The organism is Demequina mangrovi (genome assembly GCF_000759715.1).
Lineage (GTDB): Bacteria > Actinomycetota > Actinomycetes > Actinomycetales > Demequinaceae > Demequina > Demequina mangrovi.
The window spans coordinates 126,535-147,103 of record NZ_BBLU01000007.1; the positions used below are offsets into that span (position 1 = coordinate 126,535).

Sequence of the window (20,569 nt, forward strand, 5' to 3'; positions counted from 1 at the left end):
AGGATTCGCACATGATGAATCACAAGTTTTCCAGGCGCGACGCGAGAACTCCACAGAATCCACGGTCCCTAATACGACTATGAGACCAACTTCTTGTGATTCTCCACATGGCCTTCATCTGAGCCCGCGCGCCGACGCCCGCCCGCCGGGTGGAAGGGCCTCCCGGCATCGTCGGACCCGTGGCATAGTCTGTGTTCGGAATCAGAGGAGCAAGCATGAAGTTCACCGTCGAGCGCGACGTTCTGGCAGACGCCGTCGCATGGACGTCGCGTGCCGTGCCGGCACGCCCCCCGGTCCCCGTACTCGCGGGCGTCCGCATCACCGCGGACGCCGAGGGTCTCGTGCGTCTCGCGAGCTTCGACTACGAGGTGTCCGCGCGCGGTGAGTTCCCCGCCGATGTCGAGGAGGCCGGCGAGGTCCTCGTCAGCGGGCGTCTCCTGCGCGAGATCGCGAACGCGCTCCCGCACAAGCCGGTCGAGCTGTCGCTCGAGGGCACCAAGGTGTCCGTGACGTGCGGCGCCTCGCGCTTCACGCTCGCGACGATGCCGGTCGACCAGTACCCCTCGCTTCCCGAGCTTCCCGAGCACTCCGGCACCATCGACGGCGCAACGCTGCAGCAGGCGGTCGCGCAGGTGACCTCGGCAGCCTCGCGTGACGAGACGCTCCCGATCCTCACCGGCGTGCGGGTCGAGATCGAGGGCTCGCACATCTCGCTGCTCGCGACCGATCGCTACCGCCTCGCGCTGCGCGAGCTCGAGTGGACGCCGTCGCAGCCCGACATCAGCGCCGTGGCCCTGGTGCGAGCGAAGACCCTGGCAGACACCGCGAAGGCGCTCGGTGCCGGTGAGGTCACCGTCGCGCTGAGCTCCGGTCAGGGCATGGACCTCATCGGTTTCGAGGCCGGCGGCCTGGTCACCACGTCGCTGCTCATGGACGGCGATTACCCGCAGGTGCGCCGCCTGTTCCCCGACTCGAGCCCCATCACGGCGACCGTCCGCACGCAGGACCTCATCGACGCCACCCGACGCGTCGCGCTCGTCGCCGAGCGGAACTCGTCGGTGCGGCTGGCCTTCGCCGAGGGCGAGGTCACCCTCGACGCCGGGCAGTCCGACGACGCCCAGGCCTCCGAGGCGCTCACCGCGCACCTCCACGGCGAGCCCATCACCGTCGCGTTCAACCCGCAGTACCTGCTCGACGGCCTCTCGGCGCTGGGCAGCGACTTCGTGCAGCTGGGCTTCACTCAGGAGACCAAGCCCGTCGAGTTCGTCGGGCTCTCCGAGCCGGGTGGCGAGGTCGCGGCGGACTTCCGCTACCTCCTCGTGCCCATCCGTATCGCCTCGTAGTGCGCGTCACCCATATCCAGCTCGCCGACTTCCGCTCGTATCCGCAGGCAGAAGTCGAGCTGGGTCCGGGCGTCACCACGTTCGTCGGCCGCAACGGCCAGGGGAAGACCAACCTCGTCGAGGCGGTCCGCTACCTCTCGGTGCTCGGCTCGCACCGCGTCGCCTCCGACGCGCCGCTGATCCGGTTCGGTGCCGAGCGGGCCATCGTGCGCGCCAAGGTCGAGAAGGCGGGGAGGTCTCTCGGTCTCGAGGTCACGCTGACGAGCGGTCGGGCGAACACCGCGCGTCTCAACCGCGGGGCGGCGCGACCGCGCGACCTGCTCGGGATCCTCCGCACCGTGCTGTTCGCACCCGAGGACCTCGCCCTGGTCAAGGGCGACCCGTCGGGACGTCGGCAGCTGCTCGACGAGCTCTGCGTCGCGCTGCAGCCCGCCGTCGCCGGTGACCTCGCCGACTACGAGCGGGTGCTGCGCCAGCGCACCTCGATGCTCAAGACCTCGCGCAATGCACGCGGCGACCTCACGATGCTCGACATCTGGGACGAGAAGCTCGCGGAGCTGGGCAGCCGCATCGTCGCCGCGCGGCTGCGCGCGGTCGCGGCGCTCGCCCCGTACGTGCAGGCCGCGTACCAGGACGTCGCCCCGGATGGCGGGGACTGCGCCATCTCCTATGCGTCGTCCCTGGCCGAGACTCTTCCGAAGGAGGCGTCCGAGCTGTCGGAGCTGCTCCTGGCGAAGCTCCGCGAGGTCCGACCCAAGGAGCTCGAGCGCGGGGTCACGCTCGCAGGTCCGCAACGGGACGACCTCGAGATCCGGCTCGGCGGGATGCCGGCGAAGGGCTATGCGAGCCACGGCGAGTCGTGGTCGTGCGCCCTCGCCCTGCGTATCGGCACCTACGACCTCCTCACCTCGGAGACCGGACCCGACTCGGATGAGGACGGCGAGCCGGTGCTGATCCTCGACGACGTCTTCGCGGAGCTCGACGCGGGGCGACGCACGGCGCTGGCGGCGCGCCTCGAGCGCGCGAGCCAGGTGCTCATCACGGCGGCGGTGGCCGAGGACGTCCCCGCAGCCCTCGCCGGACGGGTGATCCCGGTGACCAAGGGACGGGTCGGCGATGAGTGACGACCGGGAGGATGCGGTGCCGGACCTCGGTGAGGCCGAGGGCGCCGGCGAGCAGCCGGATCCGATCATCGCTCCTGATGAGAAGCAGGATTCCGCGGAGGAGCCGCTGGTCCCCGTCGACGCCGCGCGCATGGCTCGCGAGGCGCTCGAGCGCGCGCGAGCAGCGGCTCGGCAGCGGGGCGCCATGCGGACCAGTCCCAAGCGCGGTCGTAAGCAGCGCGCGGAGGCCCGCCGCTCGACCGAGCCGTATACCAACGGTCGCGACCCGGCTCCGATGAGCGACGCGGTGGCCTCGCTGCTCCGCCGCATGGGCTGGACCGAGCAGATCGAGGTCTCGTCGGTGACCGGCCGGTGGCGCGAGGTGATCGGCGACCGGATCGCGGATCATTGCGAACCGCTCGGCTTCGACGAGGGCGTGCTCACCGTCAAGGCCACGTCGACCGCGTGGGCGACGCAGCTGCAGATGATGTCGGGCCAGATCCGGCACCGCATCAACGAGGAGTTCGGGCGGGAGATCGTCACGGAGCTCAAGGTGCTCGGCCCGACCGCGAGGTCGTGGACCAAGGGACCGCGCACGGTGAAGGGCCGCGGTCCCCGCGACACCTACGGGTGATCGACGGACGGAGCACCCCGGTGCCCCCATAAATAAGGGCACCATGTGACATTACGCACATCTGTTTCGTCGAGAGTGCCCGTTTCCGTCTGCCTACGCTTCTCGGGCCGCACGCGGCGGAGGCGCGCTGGGGGCGTGTCCGCTGCAGTGTCAACCGACGTCGCGCATCGCGCGTCCAGGTGACTGAGCGGCTCTAGACACCGAGACGACACACCCGAGCCGAGGGGCCTGGGCTGAGGGAGAAGCGATGACCGACCAGACCATCACCGACGAGAACGAGACCGTCACCGACGCGCCCAAGAAGCAGAACTGGTTCGCGCGCCACAAGATTCTCACCGGAGTCGGAGCCGTCGCCGTCATCGCGATCGCCATGAACACCGGCGGCGGCGACGAGGCTCCCGCCGAGGACGATGCAGCGACCGTCGAGCAGCAGATCGAGGACGCGGCGGACGCCGAGGTCGACGAGGTCGACGAGGCCCAGCCGGCGGCCGACGCCGAGGCTGACGAGGCCGATGCGGCCGCCGAGGTGGTCGTCGAGGATGAACCCGAGAACGCGAAGCCGGAGGCGCCGAGCAAGGAGGCCGAGCAGGCCCTCGAGCAGGCGGAGTCCTACCTCGAGTTCTCCTCCTTCTCCGAGGCGGGCCTCTTCGATCAGCTCACGTCCGACTACGGCAGCCAGTTCACCGACGAGGCCGCCACCTGGGCGCTCGAGAACGTCGAGGTGAACTGGAAGGACGAGGCCCTCGAGCAGGCGCAGTCGTACATCGACACCATGCCCTTCTCGGAGGCGGGTCTCTACGACCAGATGACGAGCGAGTACGGCAGCCAGTTCACTGCGAAGCAGGCCGAGTACGCGGTCGCGAACGTCGAGGTGGACTGGATGGCCGAGGCGGTCGAGCAGGCCGAGTCCTACCTCGACACGATGACGTTCAGCCGCGCGGGCCTCATCGACCAGATGACGAGCGAGTACGGCAGCCAGTTCACCCAGGCGCAGGCGGAGCACGCCGCGAACCAGGTCGGGTTCTGATCTGAGCGAGTCAGGGCGCGTCCCTGGCGCATGCACGCCGCCGCCGGCCTTGGGTCGGCGGCGGCGTGCGTCGTTCTCCGGCAGGCGACGGGCTGGGACCGAAGTCGGATCACAACCCAGGGGAACCTGCCGTAACGTGATTACGGCACCAAGTGCCGGATGCGCGCTGAGGACGCAGCCGGACCGGTGCGCGCCCGGGTGGGGCGGCGCGGGACTCCTCTCCCGCGAAGCCCCACCCCGGAGCCAGGGTCGCACCGGGCATCGACGCCCTGGCGAGCTCCTGGCGGGCGTCGACCGCACGGCCGCCCCGTCTGCAGGGGCTCGACTTCCCCCCACATGCCCCTGAAACGCGCGATATCGCCCCTCAGAGCCACTAGAATGGGTCGGGATAGGACGGGACTTGTGCACGGTCCCGTCCGTGTCTTGAAAGGCGAATCTGTGGCGAATAGCGAGGAGCGGGCGAACGAGCCCGCCTACGGCGCCGAGAACATCACCGTCCTGGAGGGCCTCGAGGCCGTCCGCAAGCGACCCGGCATGTACATCGGGTCGACGGGCGAGCGTGGTCTCCACCACCTGGTCTACGAGGTCGTGGACAACTCGGTCGACGAGGCCCTGGCCGGCTACTGCGACACCATCACGGTGACCCTGCAGGAGGACGGCGGCGTCAAGGTCCAGGACAACGGGCGCGGCATCCCGGTCGACATGCACCCGACCGAGGGCAAGCCCACGGTCGAGGTCGTCATGACGATCCTCCACGCCGGCGGAAAGTTCGGAGGCGGCGGCTACGCGGTCTCCGGCGGTCTGCACGGCGTCGGCATCTCCGTGGTGAACGCGCTGTCCTACAAGGTCGAGACCGAGGTCAAGCGCCAGGGTCACGTCTGGCGTCAGAGCTTCGCCGAGGGCGGCAAGCCGCAGGGCACGCTCGTCCAGGGCGAGGCCACCGAGGAGACCGGCACGCAGCAGACGTTCTACGCGGACCCGCTCATCTTCGAGACGACCGAGTACGACTACGAGACGCTCCGCGCCCGCTTCCAGCAGATGGCCTTCCTCAACAAGGGCCTGTCGATCACGCTGATCGACGAGCGCCCCGAGCACATCGCCGTCGAGGACGATGCCGAGGCCGACGAGCAGCCGACCTCCCGCGCCGTCACGTACAAGTACGACGGCGGCCTGGTCGACTACGTCGCCCACCTCAACGCCGCCAAGAAGGCCGAGCTGGTCCACGCCGAGGTCATCTCGCTCGAGTCCGAGGACACCGAGAAGAAGATCTCGCTCGAGATGGCCATGCAGTGGACGTCCGCCTACTCCGAGGGCGTGTTCACCTACGCGAACACCATCTCGACCACCGAGGGCGGCACCCACGAGGAGGGCTTCCGCGCGGCGCTCACCACGCTGGTGAACAAGTACGCGCGCGAGAAGGCGATCCTCAAGGACAAGGACGACAACCTCACGGGCGACGACGTCCGCGAGGGCCTCACCGCCGTCATCTCGGTCAAGCTGGGCGAGCCGCAGTTCGAGGGCCAGACCAAGACCAAGCTGGGCAACACCGAGGCGAAGACCTTCGTGCAGCGCGTGGTCAACGAGCAGCTCACCGACTGGTTCGACGCGCACCCGAACGAGGCCAAGGACATCATCCGCAAGGCCATCCAGGCCTCGCAGGCCCGCATCGCCGCCCGCAAGGCGCGCGAGGCGACCCGCCGCAAGGGGCTGCTCGAGTCCGGCGGCATGCCCGGCAAGCTCTCGGACTGCCAGAGCCGCAACCCCTCCGAGTGCGAGATCTTCATCGTCGAGGGCGACTCCGCCGGCGGCTCCGCCAAGGCGGGCCGCGAGCCCTACAACCAGGCGATCATGCCCATCCGCGGCAAGATCCTCAACGTCGAGCGCGTGCGCCTCGACCGGGCCCTCTCCAACCAGGAGGTCCAGGGCCTCATCACCGCGTTCGGCGCGGGCATGGGCGAGGACTTCGACATCTCGAAGGCGCGCTATCACAAGATCGTGCTGATGGCCGATGCCGACGTCGACGGTCAGCACATCCGGACGCTGCTGCTCACGCTGCTGTTCCGGTACATGCGCCCGCTCATCGAGGCCGGCTACGTGTACCTCGCGCAGCCGCCGCTGTTCAAGCTCAAGTGGACCAACGCGGACCACGAGTACGTGTACTCGGACCGTGAGCGCGACGCGCTCCTCAAGGACGGGCTCGCCAACGGCAAGCGCATCCCCAAGGACAACGGCGTCCAGCGCTACAAGGGTCTGGGCGAGATGAACCACGAGGAGCTGCGGGTCACCACCATGGACCCCGCGACCCGCACCCTGCTCCAGGTCACCATGGACGATGCTGCCGCCGCGGACGAGATCTTCTCCGTGCTCATGGGCGAGGACGTCGAGTCCCGCCGCAGCTTCATCCAGCGCAACGCGAAGGACGTGAGGTTCCTTGACATCTGAGACCCCCGAGATGGACCACGGGAAGATCGAGGCGGTCGACCTCAACACCGAGATGCAGCGGTCCTACCTGGACTACGCCATGTCGGTCATCGTCGGCCGCGCCCTGCCCGACGTGCGCGACGGCCTCAAGCCCGTGCATCGTCGCGTGCTCTACGCGATGTTCGACGGCGGCTACCGCCCCGACCGTGCGTTCTCCAAGTGCTCCCGCGTCGTCGGCGACGTCATGGGCAAGTACCACCCGCACGGCGACTCGGCGATCTACGACGCCATTGTCCGCATGGTGCAGCCGTGGTCGCTGCGCTACCCGCTCATCGCCGGCCAGGGCAACTTCGGCTCCGCCGGCAACGACGGCGCCGCGGCCTCGCGATACACCGAGTGCAAGATGGCGCCGCTGGCCATGGAGATGGTCCGCGACATCGACAAGGACACCGTCGAGTTCGAGGACAACTACGACGGCCGCGAGCAGGAGCCCAGCATCCTGCCTGCGCGCTTCCCCAACCTGCTCGCGAACGGCTCGGCCGGCATCGCGGTCGGCATGGCGACCAACATCCCGCCGCACAACCTCCGCGAGCTCGCGGACGGCGTGCAGTGGCACCTCGACCACCCGGAGGCGAGCCGCGAGGAGCTGCTCGAGGCGCTCATCGAGCGCATCCCGGGTCCCGACTTCCCCACCGGCGCGACCATCCTCGGCCGCAAGGGCATCGAGGACGCGTACCGCACGGGCCGCGGCCTCATCACGATGCGCGCCGTGGTGAACATCGAGGAGATCCAGGGCCGCATGTGCCTGGTGATCACCGAGCTGCCGTACCAGGTCAACCCCGACAACCTCGCGATCAAGATCGCCGAGCTGGTCAAGGACGGCAAGGTCTCCGGCATCGCCGACATCCGCGACCAGACGTCGGGCCGCACCGGCCAGCGCCTCGAGATCGTGCTCAAGCGCGACGCCGTCGCCAAGGTGGTGCTCAACAACCTCTACAAGCACACGCAGCTGCAGGAGACGTTCGGCGCGAACATGCTCGCCATCGTCGACGGCGTGCCCCGCACGCTGTCCCTCGACGGCTTCATCCGCTACTGGACCGCGCATCAGCTCGAGGTCATCCAGCGTCGCACCGCGTACCGCCTCCGTGAGGCCGAGCGCGAGGCCCACATCCTGCAGGGCTACCTCAAGGCGCTCGACGCGCTCGACGAGGTCATCGCCCTGATCCGCCGCTCCCCCACCGTGGAGGAGGCGCGCGAGGGCCTCATGGAGCTGCTCGACGTCGACGAGGTCCAGGCGACCGCGATCCTCAACCTCCAGCTGCGCCGCCTCGCGGCCCTCGAGCGTCAGAAGATCACGGACGACTACAACGCCCTCATGGTCGAGATCGCGGACCTGCGCGACATCCTCGCGAACGAGCAGCGTCAGCGCACCATCATCTCGGAGGAGCTCGCGGAGGTCGTCCGCAAGTACGGCGACGACCGCCGCACGGTCATCCACCCCTTCGACGGCGAGGTCTCGATCGAGGACCTCATCGCCGAGGAGGAGATGGTGGTCACCATCACCCGCGGCGGCTACGTCAAGCGCACGCGCTCGGACCAGTACCGCGCGCAGAAGCGCGGCGGCAAGGGCGTCCGCGGCGCGACGCTGCGCAACGACGACGTGGTCGAGCACTTCTTCGTCACCACGACGCACCACTGGCTGCTGTTCTTCACCAACCTCGGTCGCGTCTACCGCGCCAAGGCGTACGAGCTGCCCGAGGGCGGCCGCGACTCCAAGGGCCAGCACGTCGCGAACATGCTCGCGTTCCAGCCGGGCGAGGAGATCGCCCAGGTCATGGACCTGCGCAGCTACGACGATGCGGACTACCTGGTCCTCGCGACCAAGCGCGGCCTGGTCAAGAAGACCGAGCTCAAGGCCTACGACTCCAACCGCACGGGCGGCCTCATCGCGATCAACCTGCGCGAGGTCGAGTCCGAGGACGGCGAGCTCAAGTCCGACGAGCTGGTCTCGGCCCGGCTGGTCTCCGCCGAGGACGACCTCATGCTGGTCTCCCGTCTCGGCCAGTCGCTCCGCTTCAACGCCAAGGACGAGGAGCTGCGCCCCATGGGTCGCGCGACCTCGGGCGTCAAGGGCATGAGCTTCCGCGGCGACGACGAGCTGCTCGCCATGGACGTCATCCTCGCCGGCACCGCGGTCGCGGGCGACGAGGACGTCGAGGGCGACGACGAGGCCCCTGCGGTCTCCGACGGCCCGTTCTCCTTCGTGGTGACGCGCCACGGCTACGCCAAGCGCACCAGCGCCTCGGCGTGGAGCGCGAAGCACCGCGGCGGGCTCGGCGTGAAGGTCGCGACCCTCACCGAGGAGCGCGGCGACCTCGTGGGCGCGATGCTCGTCGAGGACACCGACGAGGTGCTCGTCATCATGGAGTCCGGCAAGGTCGTGCGCTCCGCGGTGTCGGAGGTCCCCGTCAAGGGTAAGAACTCGATGGGCGTGATCTTCGCGAAGCCCGGCAAGGGCGACCGCATCATCGGCATCGCGCGCAACGTCGAGCGCAACCTCGACGGCGATGAGCCTCTCGAGGGCGAGGAGGCCGAGGAGGGTGCGGACGTCGCGCCCGCCGCCGAGGCGACCGCGCCCGAGGCGGCTGCCGAGCCGACCCCGGAGGCTCCCGCCGCGGAGTGATCCCGAGCCGAACAGGAGGGGCCGGTCGCATCGCGCGACCGGCCCCTCCTGCATACCCGGCCCCTCCTGCATACCGGCCCGCCTCTCCTCCGCCGCTCCCCGCATCGTCCCGCCGGAATGGGGCATCGACGGACGCCTCAGCGACATCGATGCTTCGCATGGGGCGCTCACCGTCGCTCCCCGTCCCCGTCGCGAGAGGCGTAGCGTTCTTCCCGGGGGAGCACGGGGCGTCCGAGGCGGGGACATGGCCGATGCGATCGTGGTGGAGGGGCTCGAGAAGTCCTTCGGTGACCAGCGCGTGCTGGACGGCATCCGGTTCTCCGTGGCGCGCGGCAGCATCGTGGCGCTGCTCGGCGAGAACGGGGCCGGCAAGACCACCACGCTGAGGATCCTCACGACCGTGACGCCGGCGGACGCCGGAAGGGTCGCGGTCGCGGGCCATGACGTGGCGTCCGCGGGCCGCGAGGTGCGCCGGCGCATCTCCGCCACGGGGCAAAACGTCTCCGTCGACGCGACACTCACCGGCGCCGAGAACCTCGAGCTCATGGGCGAGCTCCGGGGTCTGAGCAGGCGCGACGCCCGAGTGCGCGCGCAGGAGCTGCTCGAGCGGTCGGGCCTCAGCGACGCGGGCCGCAAGCGCGTCCGCACCTACTCGGGCGGCATGCGCCGGCGGCTCGACCTCGCGCTGTCGATGGTCGCGCCCGCCGACGTGGTGTTCCTCGACGAGCCCACCACCGGGCTCGACACGCGTGCACGCTCGGCGCTGTGGGAGCGGGTCCGCGAGCTCGCCGAGGCGGGGGCCGCCGTGCTGGTCACCACGCAGTATCTCGAGGAGGCGGACGCCCTCGCTGATCGGGTGCTCGTGCTCCACCGCGGGCGCATCGTCGCCGAGGGGACACCCGCGGAGCTCAAGGCACGGATGGGAGGCGCGACCGTCGCGGTGGTCGACGGCGACGGCGCGGAGGTCGACTCGGAGGGATCCGACGGCACGGCCGCAGGCCTGCGCGATGCGCTCGCGCGGCTCGAGGCGCGCGGAGCCCTCGGTGCGGACAGCGTCATCGCGGTCCATGCCGCCACGCTCGACGACGTGTTCCGTCGCCTCACCGACGACGATGGCGATGAGGCCCCGCGGTGAACGCCGTCCTGCCGTTCACCCGCCGCGCCGTCCTTCACGCGGTCCGCGATGTGGAGACGCTGATCGAGTCGGTGCTGCTCCCCGTGGTGCTCATGCTCATGTTCGTCTACGTGTTTGGAGGGGCGCTCGCGGGCCGCAGCGAGGCGTACCTCGACTTCGTGGTGCCGGCCGTGGTGCTCGTCTGCGCGGGGTTCGGCGCCGCGACCACGGCCGTGTCGGTAGCGCGGGACATGAACGAGGGCATGATGGATCGCTTCCGCACGATGGACGTGCCGCGTTGGGCGCCGATGCTGGGCCACGTCCTGTCCTCGGTGCTGCGCAACCTCGTCGCGACAGCGGTGGTGATCGCGGTCGCCATGCTGCTCGGCTACCGCCCGGGGGCAGGTCCGCTCGACTGGCTCGGATTGCTCGCGGCGGTGACGATGTGGGTCCTCGCGATCACCTCGGTCTTCGCCGCGATCGGCGTCGCGGCCCGGTCGGTCGAGGCGGCGAGCGGTTACGGCTTCGCCCTGCTCTTCCTCCCCTACGCGTCGAGCGCCTTCGTGCCGATCGAGACGATGCCGACGTGGCTCCAGGGCTTCGCCCGCCATCAGCCCATGACGCCGGTGGTCGACACGATGCGCGCCTTCCTCGGCGGCGAGAGCCCAGGCTCCTCGGCGGGGGTGATGACGGTGTGGTGCGCAGCGATCACGCTGCTGGGCCTGGCCGGCGCCGGCTGGGCCTTCGCGCGGCGGCAGCCGCGGATCTGACCGGGGCGCGTCCCGGCCCCTCTTGATAGATTCCGAGGAGCGCACGAACGGAGGCACACGTGGCTGGTCGCGGTTTCTGGTTCGGCGTGGGCGGGCTGGTGTGCGCGATCATCGCGCTCGTGCTGTTCTGGGTGCCCGTCGCCGGCGTCATCGTCGCGGTGATCGCGACGGCGCTGTCCGTCACCGCGCTCGTGCTCGGCGTGCGGGACCGCAGCGGCTCGGGTATCGCGCTCGGGGTGATCGTCACCCTGGCGTCGCTGATCGCGCTGCTCCTCGGGATCGCCTTCACGGGGATCTTCGGCGAGGGCGTGACCCCCACCTCGGACGAGGTGACGGAGCAGGCGGCGGCCTTCGGCTGACATGACGACGCCGCACCGCCCCCCGAAGGGACGATGCGGCGTGTCGGTCCGTAGGGGCGTCAGATGAAGAGCGTGGTGCCGCTCTCGTTCGCCTCGCCCAGGAAGGTCGCGACGCCCGCGAGCTCGACGCCGTCGAGCAGGTCGGACTGCGCCATGCCCAGCAGGTCCATCGTCATCGTGCAGCCCAGCAGGCGGGCGCCGCCGTCCTGGGCCGACTTGATGAGCTCGGGCAGCGACGCCACGTCGTTCTGCTTCATGACGTTCTTGATCATCGCGGTGCCCGCGCCGGCCATGTGCATCTGCGACAGCGTGAGCTTCTCCGCTCCGCGCGGCATCATGGCGCCGAACATCTTGTCCATCATCTTCTTCTCGCGCTTCGGCGGCTCGGCCTTGCGCAGGGCGTTGAGTCCCCAGAAGGTGAAGAACATCGAGACCTCGTCGCCCATGGCGACCGCGCCGTTGGCGATGATGAACGCCGCGAGCACCTTGTCGAGGTCGCCGCTGAAGACCACCATCGAGGTCTTGTTGGCGCCGGTGGACGATGCTCCGGTCGAGACCGGGACCACGCCGCCCTTGCGGAAGGTGCCCACAAAACCAGGGCCCTTCGGCTCGAGCGTGACGAGGGTGTGGCCGTTCTTGGACGCCCAGGCCGGACCGTCGAGCGCGAAGCCCGGGTCGGAGACGGTCACGCGGACCTCGTCGCCGGCGTTGGCCTTCTTCATCGCGTCCGCGAGGCGCATGATCGGTCCGGGGCACGCCAGCCCCGTGCAGTCGAGCTCGGTCAGCTGCCCGGTGGCGGCGGCGACGGCCGAGGCGACCGAGACCTTCTCCGCGTAGTTCTCCATCGGCGGCTGCGCGACGTACTGGTCGGCAGGGTTGTCGTGGACATGGCCGAAGGTGGTCGAACCGCCGGAGAGGGTGGCGACGTCGGTGAAGCCGTTCTGGACGAGGATGCGGTGCGCGAGGTACGAGCGGAAGCCGACGGCGCAGTACAGGCGGATGGGCTGGTCCTTGTCCTCCCACCCCTTCACCGCCTCGCGGAACGTGGCCAGCGGGACCGACTCCGCGCCGGCGAGGTGGTGGATGCCGTACTCCTCGGGCGTGCGCACGTCGATGAGGCGCGTGCCCTGCGGCAGCGGCCACTCCTGGGCGTACCAGAGGGTGAAGTCGCCGCGGATGGTGTTCGAGGCGACGAAGCCCGCCATGTTGACCGGGTCCTTCGCGGAGCCGAAGGGCGGCGCGTACGCGAGCTCCTGCTCCTCGAGGTCGAAGACGGTGAGGCCGGAGCGGACCGCCATCGCGAAGAGGTCGAGGCGCTTGTCGACGCCGTCGAAGCCGCAGGCCTGCGCGCCGAGCACGCGGCCGTCGGTGGGCGAGAACAGCAGCTTGATGTGCATCATCGCCGTGCCGGGGTAGTAGCCGGCGTGGCCCGACGGGTGGACGTGCGCGACGCGGTACTCGACGCCCGCGGCGTCGAGCTGGCGCGAGGTCGCGCCGGTGCCGCCCGCGGTCATGTCGAAGACCTTGACGATGCTGGTGCCCTGGGTCGACTTGTACTCGGTGTCGCGGCCGCAGATGTTCTCCGCGGCGACGCGCGCCTGGCGGTTGGCGGGTCCGGCGAGAGGTGCGAGGTAGTTGCCGGGGAGCACGGGGTGCGGCGTCTCGACGGCGTCGCCCGCGGCGTAGATGTCGGGGTCGGAGGTCTGCATGTGCGTGTCGACCTTGATGCCGCCGCGCTCGCCCAGCTCGATCCCGGCGGCCTTGACCAGCTCGACGGCAGGCTTGACGCCCGCGGCGAGGATGACGAGGTCGGCCTTGAGCACGGTGCCCGAGTTGAGCTCGACGCTCACGCGGTCGGCGCCGTCGCTGTCGGAGAGGGGCTGGAAGGCCGCGGCCGCCGTCGAGAGGTGGAGGCCGATGCCGCGCATGCGGAGGTGCTGCTCGACCGGGGTGGCGATCTCGTGGTCCACCGGCGGGAGGATCTGGTCGGAGAGCTCGACGACGTCGACGTGCACGCCGCGGTGGTGGAGGTTCTCGGCCATCTCGAGGCCGATGTAGCCGGCACCGACGACGACGGCGGTCACGGTGCCGCGCTTGCCGGCCTTCTGCTCGGCGATCGCGTAGTCGAGGCGGGACTTGATGCGGTCCATGTCGCCGATGCGGCGCAGCACCTCGACGGCGGGGTGGTCGATGCCGGGCAGGGGCGGGCGGACAGCCTCGGCGCCCATGCAGAGGGCGAGCTTGTCGTAGGACTCGGTGTACTCGCGGCCGCTGTCGACCTCGCGCGCGGTGACGGTCTTGGCCTCGCGGTCGATCGACACGACCTCGGTGGCGATGCGCACGTCGAGGTCGAGCGACTCGCGCAGGCTCTCGGGGGTCTGCAGCAGGAGGCGCGAGCGCTCCGAGATGACCTCGCCCACGTGGTACGGGAGCCCGCAGTTCGCGAACGAGACGTGGTGGCCGCGCTCGAAGACCACGATCTCGGCGGACTCGTCGAGACGCCGCGCCCTCGCGGCGGTGGATGCTCCGGCGGCGACACCACCGATGACGACAAGCTTCATGACATACCTCCAGGGGTACTCGATCCTGCGCACCAAGATATCCCCCGGGGTATCCACACCTGGGGGTATCAAGTCCCGACTCCATTGTCGGAGCGCGGGCGCTCGGCCGCGCGTTATGTCCATGGTCCAGACGGCACGGAGCGATTCATTTGAATGATTCAAAAAAAGCGCGTACGCTGTCCGTCATGACCCTCAGCGACGCCACCGGACTGCTCCGCGGAGCGGGCCTGCGCGTCACCGAGCCCCGACGTGCGGTCCTCGAAGCGCTCGAGGGTCTCCCGCACGCCTCGGCCGATGCGATCCACGCGCAGGTCGTGCGCACGCTCCCCGACGTGTCCCTCCAGACCGTCTACAACGTGCTGCGCGACCTCACGGGCTCCGGCCTCACCCGTTCGATCGAGCCCGGGGACCACCCGGCTCGCTACGAGCTCCGGGTCGGAGACAACCACCACCACCTCGTCTGCACGCGATGCAGCGCGATCGTCGACGTGGACTGCGTGGTCGGCCACGCTCCGTGCCTGACCCCCAACGAGAGCCACGGCTTCGTCCTCAACGAGGCCGAGGTCACGTTCTGGGGCCTGTGCCTCGACTGCCAGGCCGCCGTCGGCCTCGCATCGGATCCCGTCCCCTCCACCCACTGAACGCCACATCCCAAGGAGGAGCCTCCATGTCGGAGAAGTTCACCACCACCAACTCCGGCGCCCCCGTCGCCTCGGACCAGCACTCGCTGACCGTCGGCAACAACGGCGTCACCGCGCTGACCGACCACTACCTGGTCGAGAAGCTTGCGCAGTTCAACCGTGAGCGCGTTCCGGAGCGTGTGGTCCACGCCAAGGGCGGCGGTGCGTTCGGTACGTTCACCACCACCAACCCCGAGATCGCGAAGTACACCCGCGCGGCGCTGTTCCAGGACGGCGTCCAGACCGAGATGCTCGCGCGCTTCTCCTCGGTGGCCGGCGAGCACGGCTCGCCCGACACGTGGCGCGACCCCCGCGGCTTCGCGCTGAAGTTCTACACGACCGAGGGCAACTACGACCTCGTCGGCAACAACACCCCGGTGTTCTTCATCCGCGACGGCATCAAGTTCCCCGACTTCATCCGCTCGCAGAAGCGCCTCCCCGGCTCGCACATGCGCGACAACGACATGCAGTGGGACTTCTGGACCCTGCAGCCGGAGTCGGCGCACCAGGTGACCTGGCTCATGGGTGAGCGCGGTCTCCCCCGCTCGTGGCGCGAGATGCAGGGCTACGGCTCGCACACCTACCAGTGGATCAACGCCGAGGGCGAGCGCTTCTGGGTGAAGTACCACTTCAAGAGCCAGCAGGGCGTGCACGGCCTCACCATCGAGGAGGCGGGCCAGCTCGCCGGCTCGGACGGCGACCACCACATCCGCGACCTCTACGAGCACATCGAGGCCGGCGACTTCCCGCGCTGGGACCTCTACGTGCAGGTCATGCCCTACGAGGACGCCAAGACCTACCGCTTCAACCCGTTCGACCTCACCAAGGTGTGGCCGCACGGCGACTACCCGCTCATCCCCGTGGGCGTCATGGAGCTCAACAAGAACCCCGAGAACTACTTCGCGCAGATCGAGCAGGCGACCTTCGCCCCGTCGAACTTCGTCCCCGGCATCGGCGCCTCGCCCGACAAGATGCTGATGGCGCGCATCTTCTCCTACGCGGACGCGCACCGCTACCGCGTCGGCACCAACCACGCCGACCTCCCGGTCAACTCGCCGCACGCCGCGGACGCGAACGGTCACTCGTACGCCAAGGACGGCGCGATGCGCTACTCGTTCGCCTCGCCCGACACCCCGGTCTACGCGCCCAACTCGCACGGTGGCGCGCACGCCGACGCCTCCCGTGCCGGTGACGCGGGCAACTGGGAGTCGGACGGCGAGATGGTCCGCGCCGCCGCGACCCTGCACGCCGAGGACGACGACTTCGGTCAGGCCGGCACCATGTACCGCGAGGTCTTCGACGACGCGGGCAAGGCCCACATCCTCGAGCAGATCACCGGTCACGTCGGCGCGGTGAAGTCCGACGCGATCCGCGAGCGTGCGATCCAGTACTGGACCAACGTCGATGCCGACCTCGGCGCCAAGCTCCGTGCGAACCTCGCGGGCGAGGCGCCCGTCGAGGCCGGCGAGCCCGGCACCGGCGTGGAGCCCGTCACCGTCTAAGCAGGACCCGGAAGGCCCGGTCCGCGCTCCTCCCCCTCGGAGCACGGGCCGGGCCTTCGTCATGCCCGCCCGCCCCCGCCGATTGCCAATGACAAAGGTGACGCATGTGCCTCCCGGGACGATGCGTCGGTCCCGTGCGTCACATGCGACGCGGCATTCACATTCGCCATTGGGAGTCGACGGACGGGGTGCAGGTACCCTGGTCGCGGCCGATGCCGGCCTCCCCTTCACGCACGTGGCGCCGCCGCGCGCTCGCACCTGCCCCGGATGGAGAGCACCATGTCCGCGCCCACCCGCACCGCGACCGGCGTCCCCGAGGCGACCGTCGCCTCGTCCTGGCGCGCCGCGCTCAAGCCGCGCACCCTCCGCATCGAGCTCGTGTCGGGCCTCATGGTCGCGCTCGCGCTCATCCCCGAGGCGATCTCCTTCTCCATCATCGCAGGCGTCGACCCGCGCGTGGGCCTCTTCGCGTCCTTCACCATGGCGGTGTCGATCGCGATCCTCGGCGGCCGCCCGGCGATGATCTCCGCCGCGACCGCCGCGGTCGCGCTCGTGGTCGCGCCTCTCGCGAAGGAGCACGGCCTCGACTACCTGGTGCTCGCCGTGATCCTCGGCGGGCTCATCCAGGTGGCGCTCGGCCTCCTGGGCGTCGCCAAGCTCATGCGCTTCATCCCGCGCTCCGTCATGGTCGGCTTCGTGAACTCGCTCGCGATCCTCATCGCGATGGCGCAGCTGCCGCACCTCGCGGGCAAGGGCTGGGTGGTCTACGCGCTGGTCGCCGCGGGCCTGGCGATCATCTTCCTGTGGCCGCGGATCACCACGGTGGTGCCTGCGCCGCTCGTCGCGATCGTGATCCTCACGCTCGTCACCGTGGTCGCGAGCATCGCGGTGCCCACGGTCGGCGACGAGGGCGCGCTGCCCGAGGGCCTGCCCGGCCTCTTCATCCCCGACGTGCCGTGGACGCTCGACACGCTGCGCATCGTCCTCCCCTACGCGCTGGGCCTCGCGCTCGTGGGCCTGCTCGAGTCGCTCATGACCGCGAAGCTGGTCGACGACATCACGGACACCCACTCCGACAAGACCCGCGAGGCCTGGGGCCAGGGTGCGGCCAACATCATCACCGGCATGTTCGGCGGCATGGGCGGCTGCGCGATGATCGGCCAGACGATGATCAACGTCAAGGCCGGCGGCGCGCGCACCCGCCTGTCGACGCTGTCCGCAGGCGTGTTCCTGCTCATCCTCATCCTGCTGCTCGGCGACGTGGTCGCGATCATCCCCATGGCGGCGCTCGTCGCGGTCATGCTCTTCGTGTCGTGGGCCACGTTCGACTGGCACTCGATCCGGCCGTCGACGCTGCGCCGCATGCCGCGCTCGGAGACGTCGGTGATGCTGCTCACCGTCGCCGTGGTGGTCGTGACGCACAACCTCGCGTACGGCGTCGTCGCGGGCGTGCTGCTCGCTTCGGTGCTGTTCGCGCGCCGCGTCGCGCACCTCGCGGAGGTCGCGGGCGGACCGGTCGAGGACGGCGTGCGCCGCTACACCGTCGCCGGCGAGCTGTTCTTCGCCAGCTCCAACGACCTCTACAGCCAGTTCGACTACGCGGGCGACCCCGAGAAGGTCGTCATCGACATGACGCACTCGCACGTGTGGGACGCCTCGACCGTCGCGGCGCTCGACGCGGTCGAGCACAAGTACGCCGCGCACGGCACCGAGGTGGAGATCGTGGGCCTCAACGAGGCCTCGCGCGAGTTCCACGGGCGGATGACCGGGCACCTCGGGGCAGGGCACTAGCCCCGAGGGCAGGTGGGCGTCCCGTGGGGCGCGAGTATCGCCGGATTGGCGTGGTGAGTGTCCCGGCCGAGTGGTGAGGGGTCAGTCGGGGCGGGTGACCGCCGCCTTGACCAGGTCCGTCGCTGTCGCGTCGGGGAGGTAGGCCCGCAGGATCGCGAGGGCGATCGCGGGCAGCTGGGCCTCGTCCGGGTACATGAGGAACAGCGGACGATGCTCGGGCTTGAACTTCGCCTTGTACCGCTCGAGGCTCGCGAAGCCGTAGTAGGGCTCCATCGCGTCCGCGAGGACGTCGAGCATGCGCTCGACGCTGCCCTCGACCTCGCCCGAGTAGCTCAGCGGCGCGGCGGACAGCGAGATGAACTCGTAGCCGGCCTCCTTGAACTCCACCGCCGACTGCGCGATGAGGAACTCCATGACGCCGCTCATCACGCCGTCGTCGAGGCGCCGCTTCATGATGTCGATGGTCCAGCCGACCACGTCGCCCTCCCGGTAGACCGGCATCCAGCTGGTCATGCCGTGCACGGTGCCGTCCGCGTCGACCGCGACGTGCATCTCGACGTTCGGGTCGTCGGCCTCGCGGAGGTCGCCCAGCGTGAAGCCCATCTCGGGCAGCGACTTGTCGCCCGCCCACTGCGCCGAGATCGTCTCGAGCTGGTCCTTCATGCCGCGCGGCGCGTCCGAGAACCGCACCGTCCGCATGGTCACGCCCTCGCGCTTCGCACGGTTGATCGCCGAGCGCACGTCCTGCCAGGCCTTTCCCGTGAAGGCGAGGTCGGGCAGCCGTACCACCGTGTCCTCGGCGACCTGGATCGCGCGCCAGCCCGCTCCCTCGAGCGTCGCGCGCGCCTCCTCGCTCACCCCGAAGTAGCACAGCCGCCACCCGCGGGAGCGGCAGAAGTCCGCGAACTCGAGGTGGGCGCGCTCGACGGCTCCCGCCGGACCCACGGGATCCGACAGCACCACCACGGTGCTCCCGACCTGCTTGAACCCGATGCCGACGTCGCCCTCGTCCGAGATCCAGTGGTCGATGCCCTCCCAGCGGGTCATGTAGCCGATGCTCGTCATGCGGGCGGTGCCCCGCTGGATCTCGATGAAGCGCTCGCGCACCGACTCGTCGGTGCGGTGCTGCCGCGAGACGAGCAGCAGGCTCGTGAGAAAGATCGCAAAGGCGAGGAACCAGATCACGCCGATGCTCGCGAGCAGCGCGCGCGCGAGGGGCGTCGTGCCCTCGATCCCGGTGGTGCCGCCGAACACGCGGACCGCGGCCTCGCCCACCGCCGTCCCCAGCGTGGGGGCGGGCTCGAGCTGGTCCTGCAGCGCCATGATCGCCACGACCGTGAACGTCATGAGCGCCGCGAGGGTGACGAGCCCGCGCTTCCACACGCGGCCCCGGCTGGACCGGTCGCCCTTGACCGAGAAATGGCGCCGCCACCCGATCACGAGGACCAGCAGCGCGACGTCGAGCGCCAGGTCGAGCGCGCCGGACGGCGAGAGGCCGTCGAAAATGGCGACCGCGACGAGCGCGAGCACCGTGAAGCCCGTGAGGATCACCACGTACCACCAGGCTCCCCGCCGCCCACGATGGAGCGCGTATGCGAAGGCGAGCGAGACCACCGCCCCGCCGACGAGCGCGAGGGTGGTGAGGCCGCCATCGTCCGGCGCCTCGCCGTAGCCGAGGATCCCCCCGTGCCCGGGCCAGATGCGCACCAGCAGCTGGTGCAGGCTCCCGAAGGCGAGGAGCACCGCCGCGGTGTCGCGCACCTCCTGCGGGCCGAAGCGCCAGTCGAAGGGCTCTCGCGCGCGGCCCACGATCCACGGGCCCACGAGGATGCCGACGCCGAAGGCCATCGCGTGCGTGAAGTCCCAGATCTCGGCGGCGTAGAGGATCATCGCGGCGCAGTACAGCAGCCCGATGAGCCTCACCCGTCGCCGCCACAGCAGCGGGAACCCGGCCGTCGCCGCGCCCACGGCTCCGAAGCCGCCGTTGCTGAGGCCCACGTCGGGGACGTGCGCGAGCTCCTCGGCCCAGCCGACGCCGAGCGCCCCGAGGCCGAGCAGCAGGAGCGCCGTCCCGAGCACCGCGGCCACGTGGGTGCCGAGCACCGCGATGAGCATCCGGAGCGTGCCGTAGTGCAGTTCGAGGTAGCCGCCGCCGAGGCAGAACGTGCCGAGGATGAGCGCGTACATCCACGGCTCGGGGGCGATCGCGGCGCCGGCGAGCAGGTTGATCCAGCGCCCGTCGGCGAACTCGTCGACGCCCCAGCCCCAGCGCTCGACGAGCCCGCTCGACTCCGCGGATCGCCAGAGCGCGCCGGTGAGCGCGCCGACCGCGAGCACCAGCACGGTGACGGCGATCGTGCCGGGCACGCGCGCTGCGAGGGCGAGCGCGCGTGAGAGTCGTGACGAGGGCTCGGAGGCGGGAGCATCGGGCGCCATGAGGTCACGCTAGCCCGGGACGCGCCGTCGCGGCAGGGTGAGGAGCGCCACGCGACCAGGGGGAATGACCTCCGCACGCGCCTCGGTTACCCTTGACGATGATGCCTGCATGCCTGAGCGTGCGGGAACGGCCCGCTGAAGAGCG

Annotated in this window: 14 protein-coding genes; 12 read left to right on the forward strand and 2 right to left on the reverse strand. The window is 70.1% G+C overall.

What is annotated here, in order from left to right:
- Positions 1 to 215: 215 nt before the first annotated feature.
- From dnaN to TR42_RS08265, 9 genes are all read left to right on the forward strand, one after another.
- Positions 216 to 1,343 carry a DNA polymerase III subunit beta gene (dnaN, locus tag TR42_RS08225; RefSeq protein ID WP_042214789.1) on the forward strand — a complete coding sequence of 376 codons (1,128 nt, stop codon included), beginning with the start codon at positions 216 to 218 and terminating at the stop codon, positions 1,341 to 1,343.
- Entirely contained in the window at positions 1,343 to 2,467 is a 1,125-nt protein-coding gene (recF, locus tag TR42_RS08230) for a DNA replication/repair protein RecF (protein ID WP_042214792.1), read from the forward strand. Before dnaN ends, recF begins: the two co-directional genes overlap by 1 nt.
- Positions 2,460 to 3,080, forward strand: a complete 621-nt coding sequence (locus TR42_RS08235) for a DciA family protein (protein ID WP_236623405.1) — start codon at positions 2,460 to 2,462, stop codon at positions 3,078 to 3,080. The genes recF and TR42_RS08235 overlap by 8 nt, the downstream gene beginning before the upstream one ends.
- A 247-nt stretch (positions 3,081 to 3,327) precedes the next feature.
- Positions 3,328 to 4,107: an Ltp family lipoprotein gene (locus tag TR42_RS08240; RefSeq protein ID WP_042214793.1), complete on the forward strand. Its 780-nt coding sequence runs from the start codon at positions 3,328 to 3,330 to the stop codon at positions 4,105 to 4,107.
- 438 nt (positions 4,108 to 4,545) lie between these two features.
- On the forward strand, positions 4,546 to 6,549 hold the full coding sequence (gyrB, locus tag TR42_RS08245) for a DNA topoisomerase (ATP-hydrolyzing) subunit B (protein ID WP_236623406.1): 2,004 nt from the start codon (positions 4,546 to 4,548) through the stop codon (positions 6,547 to 6,549).
- 10 nt (positions 6,550 to 6,559) lie between these two features.
- Positions 6,560 to 9,211 carry a DNA gyrase subunit A gene (gyrA, locus tag TR42_RS08250; RefSeq protein WP_042214795.1) on the forward strand — a complete coding sequence of 884 codons (2,652 nt, stop codon included), beginning with the start codon at positions 6,560 to 6,562 and terminating at the stop codon, positions 9,209 to 9,211.
- A 244-nt stretch (positions 9,212 to 9,455) separates the two neighbouring features.
- Positions 9,456 to 10,346, forward strand: coding sequence for an ABC transporter ATP-binding protein (locus TR42_RS08255; RefSeq protein WP_042214798.1), 891 nt, complete (start codon positions 9,456 to 9,458; stop codon positions 10,344 to 10,346).
- Positions 10,343 to 11,095 (forward strand): ABC transporter permease, encoded by a 753-nt coding sequence (locus TR42_RS08260; protein WP_042214800.1) that lies wholly within the window; start codon positions 10,343 to 10,345, stop codon positions 11,093 to 11,095. The genes TR42_RS08255 and TR42_RS08260 overlap by 4 nt, the downstream gene beginning before the upstream one ends.
- Positions 11,096 to 11,154: 59 nt before the next feature.
- Positions 11,155 to 11,454, forward strand: a complete 300-nt coding sequence (locus TR42_RS08265) for a hypothetical protein (protein ID WP_143058994.1) — start codon at positions 11,155 to 11,157, stop codon at positions 11,452 to 11,454.
- 59 nt (positions 11,455 to 11,513) lie between these two features.
- Here the strand turns inward: TR42_RS08265 and TR42_RS08270 are convergent, their stop codons facing one another.
- Positions 11,514 to 14,015 carry an FAD-dependent oxidoreductase gene (locus tag TR42_RS08270; protein WP_042214805.1) on the reverse strand — a complete coding sequence of 834 codons (2,502 nt, stop codon included), beginning with the start codon at positions 14,013 to 14,015 and terminating at the stop codon, positions 11,514 to 11,516.
- Between the two features lie 185 nt (positions 14,016 to 14,200).
- On the opposite strand from TR42_RS08270, the gene TR42_RS08275 reads away from it, so the two are divergent.
- The 3 genes from TR42_RS08275 to TR42_RS08285 all read left to right on the forward strand — a co-directional run bounded on the left by TR42_RS08275 (position 14,201) and on the right by TR42_RS08285 (position 17,988).
- The gene (locus tag TR42_RS08275; RefSeq protein ID WP_042214808.1) at positions 14,201 to 14,656 is read left to right on the forward strand and encodes a Fur family transcriptional regulator; all 456 of its coding nucleotides are present in this window, start codon (positions 14,201 to 14,203) and stop codon (positions 14,654 to 14,656) included.
- Positions 14,657 to 14,682: 26 nt separating this feature from the next.
- Positions 14,683 to 16,197 carry a catalase gene (locus TR42_RS08280; RefSeq protein WP_042214810.1) on the forward strand — a complete coding sequence of 505 codons (1,515 nt, stop codon included), beginning with the start codon at positions 14,683 to 14,685 and terminating at the stop codon, positions 16,195 to 16,197.
- 279 nt (positions 16,198 to 16,476) lie between these two features.
- Positions 16,477 to 17,988: a SulP family inorganic anion transporter gene (locus TR42_RS08285; RefSeq protein ID WP_143058993.1), complete on the forward strand. Its 1,512-nt coding sequence runs from the start codon at positions 16,477 to 16,479 to the stop codon at positions 17,986 to 17,988.
- Positions 17,989 to 18,069: 81 nt separating this feature from the next.
- Here TR42_RS08285 and TR42_RS08290 read toward each other — a convergent pair whose 3' ends face one another.
- Positions 18,070 to 20,424, reverse strand: coding sequence for a bifunctional lysylphosphatidylglycerol flippase/synthetase MprF (locus TR42_RS08290; RefSeq protein WP_042214814.1), 2,355 nt, complete (start codon positions 20,422 to 20,424; stop codon positions 18,070 to 18,072).
- Positions 20,425 to 20,569 lie beyond the last annotated feature (145 nt).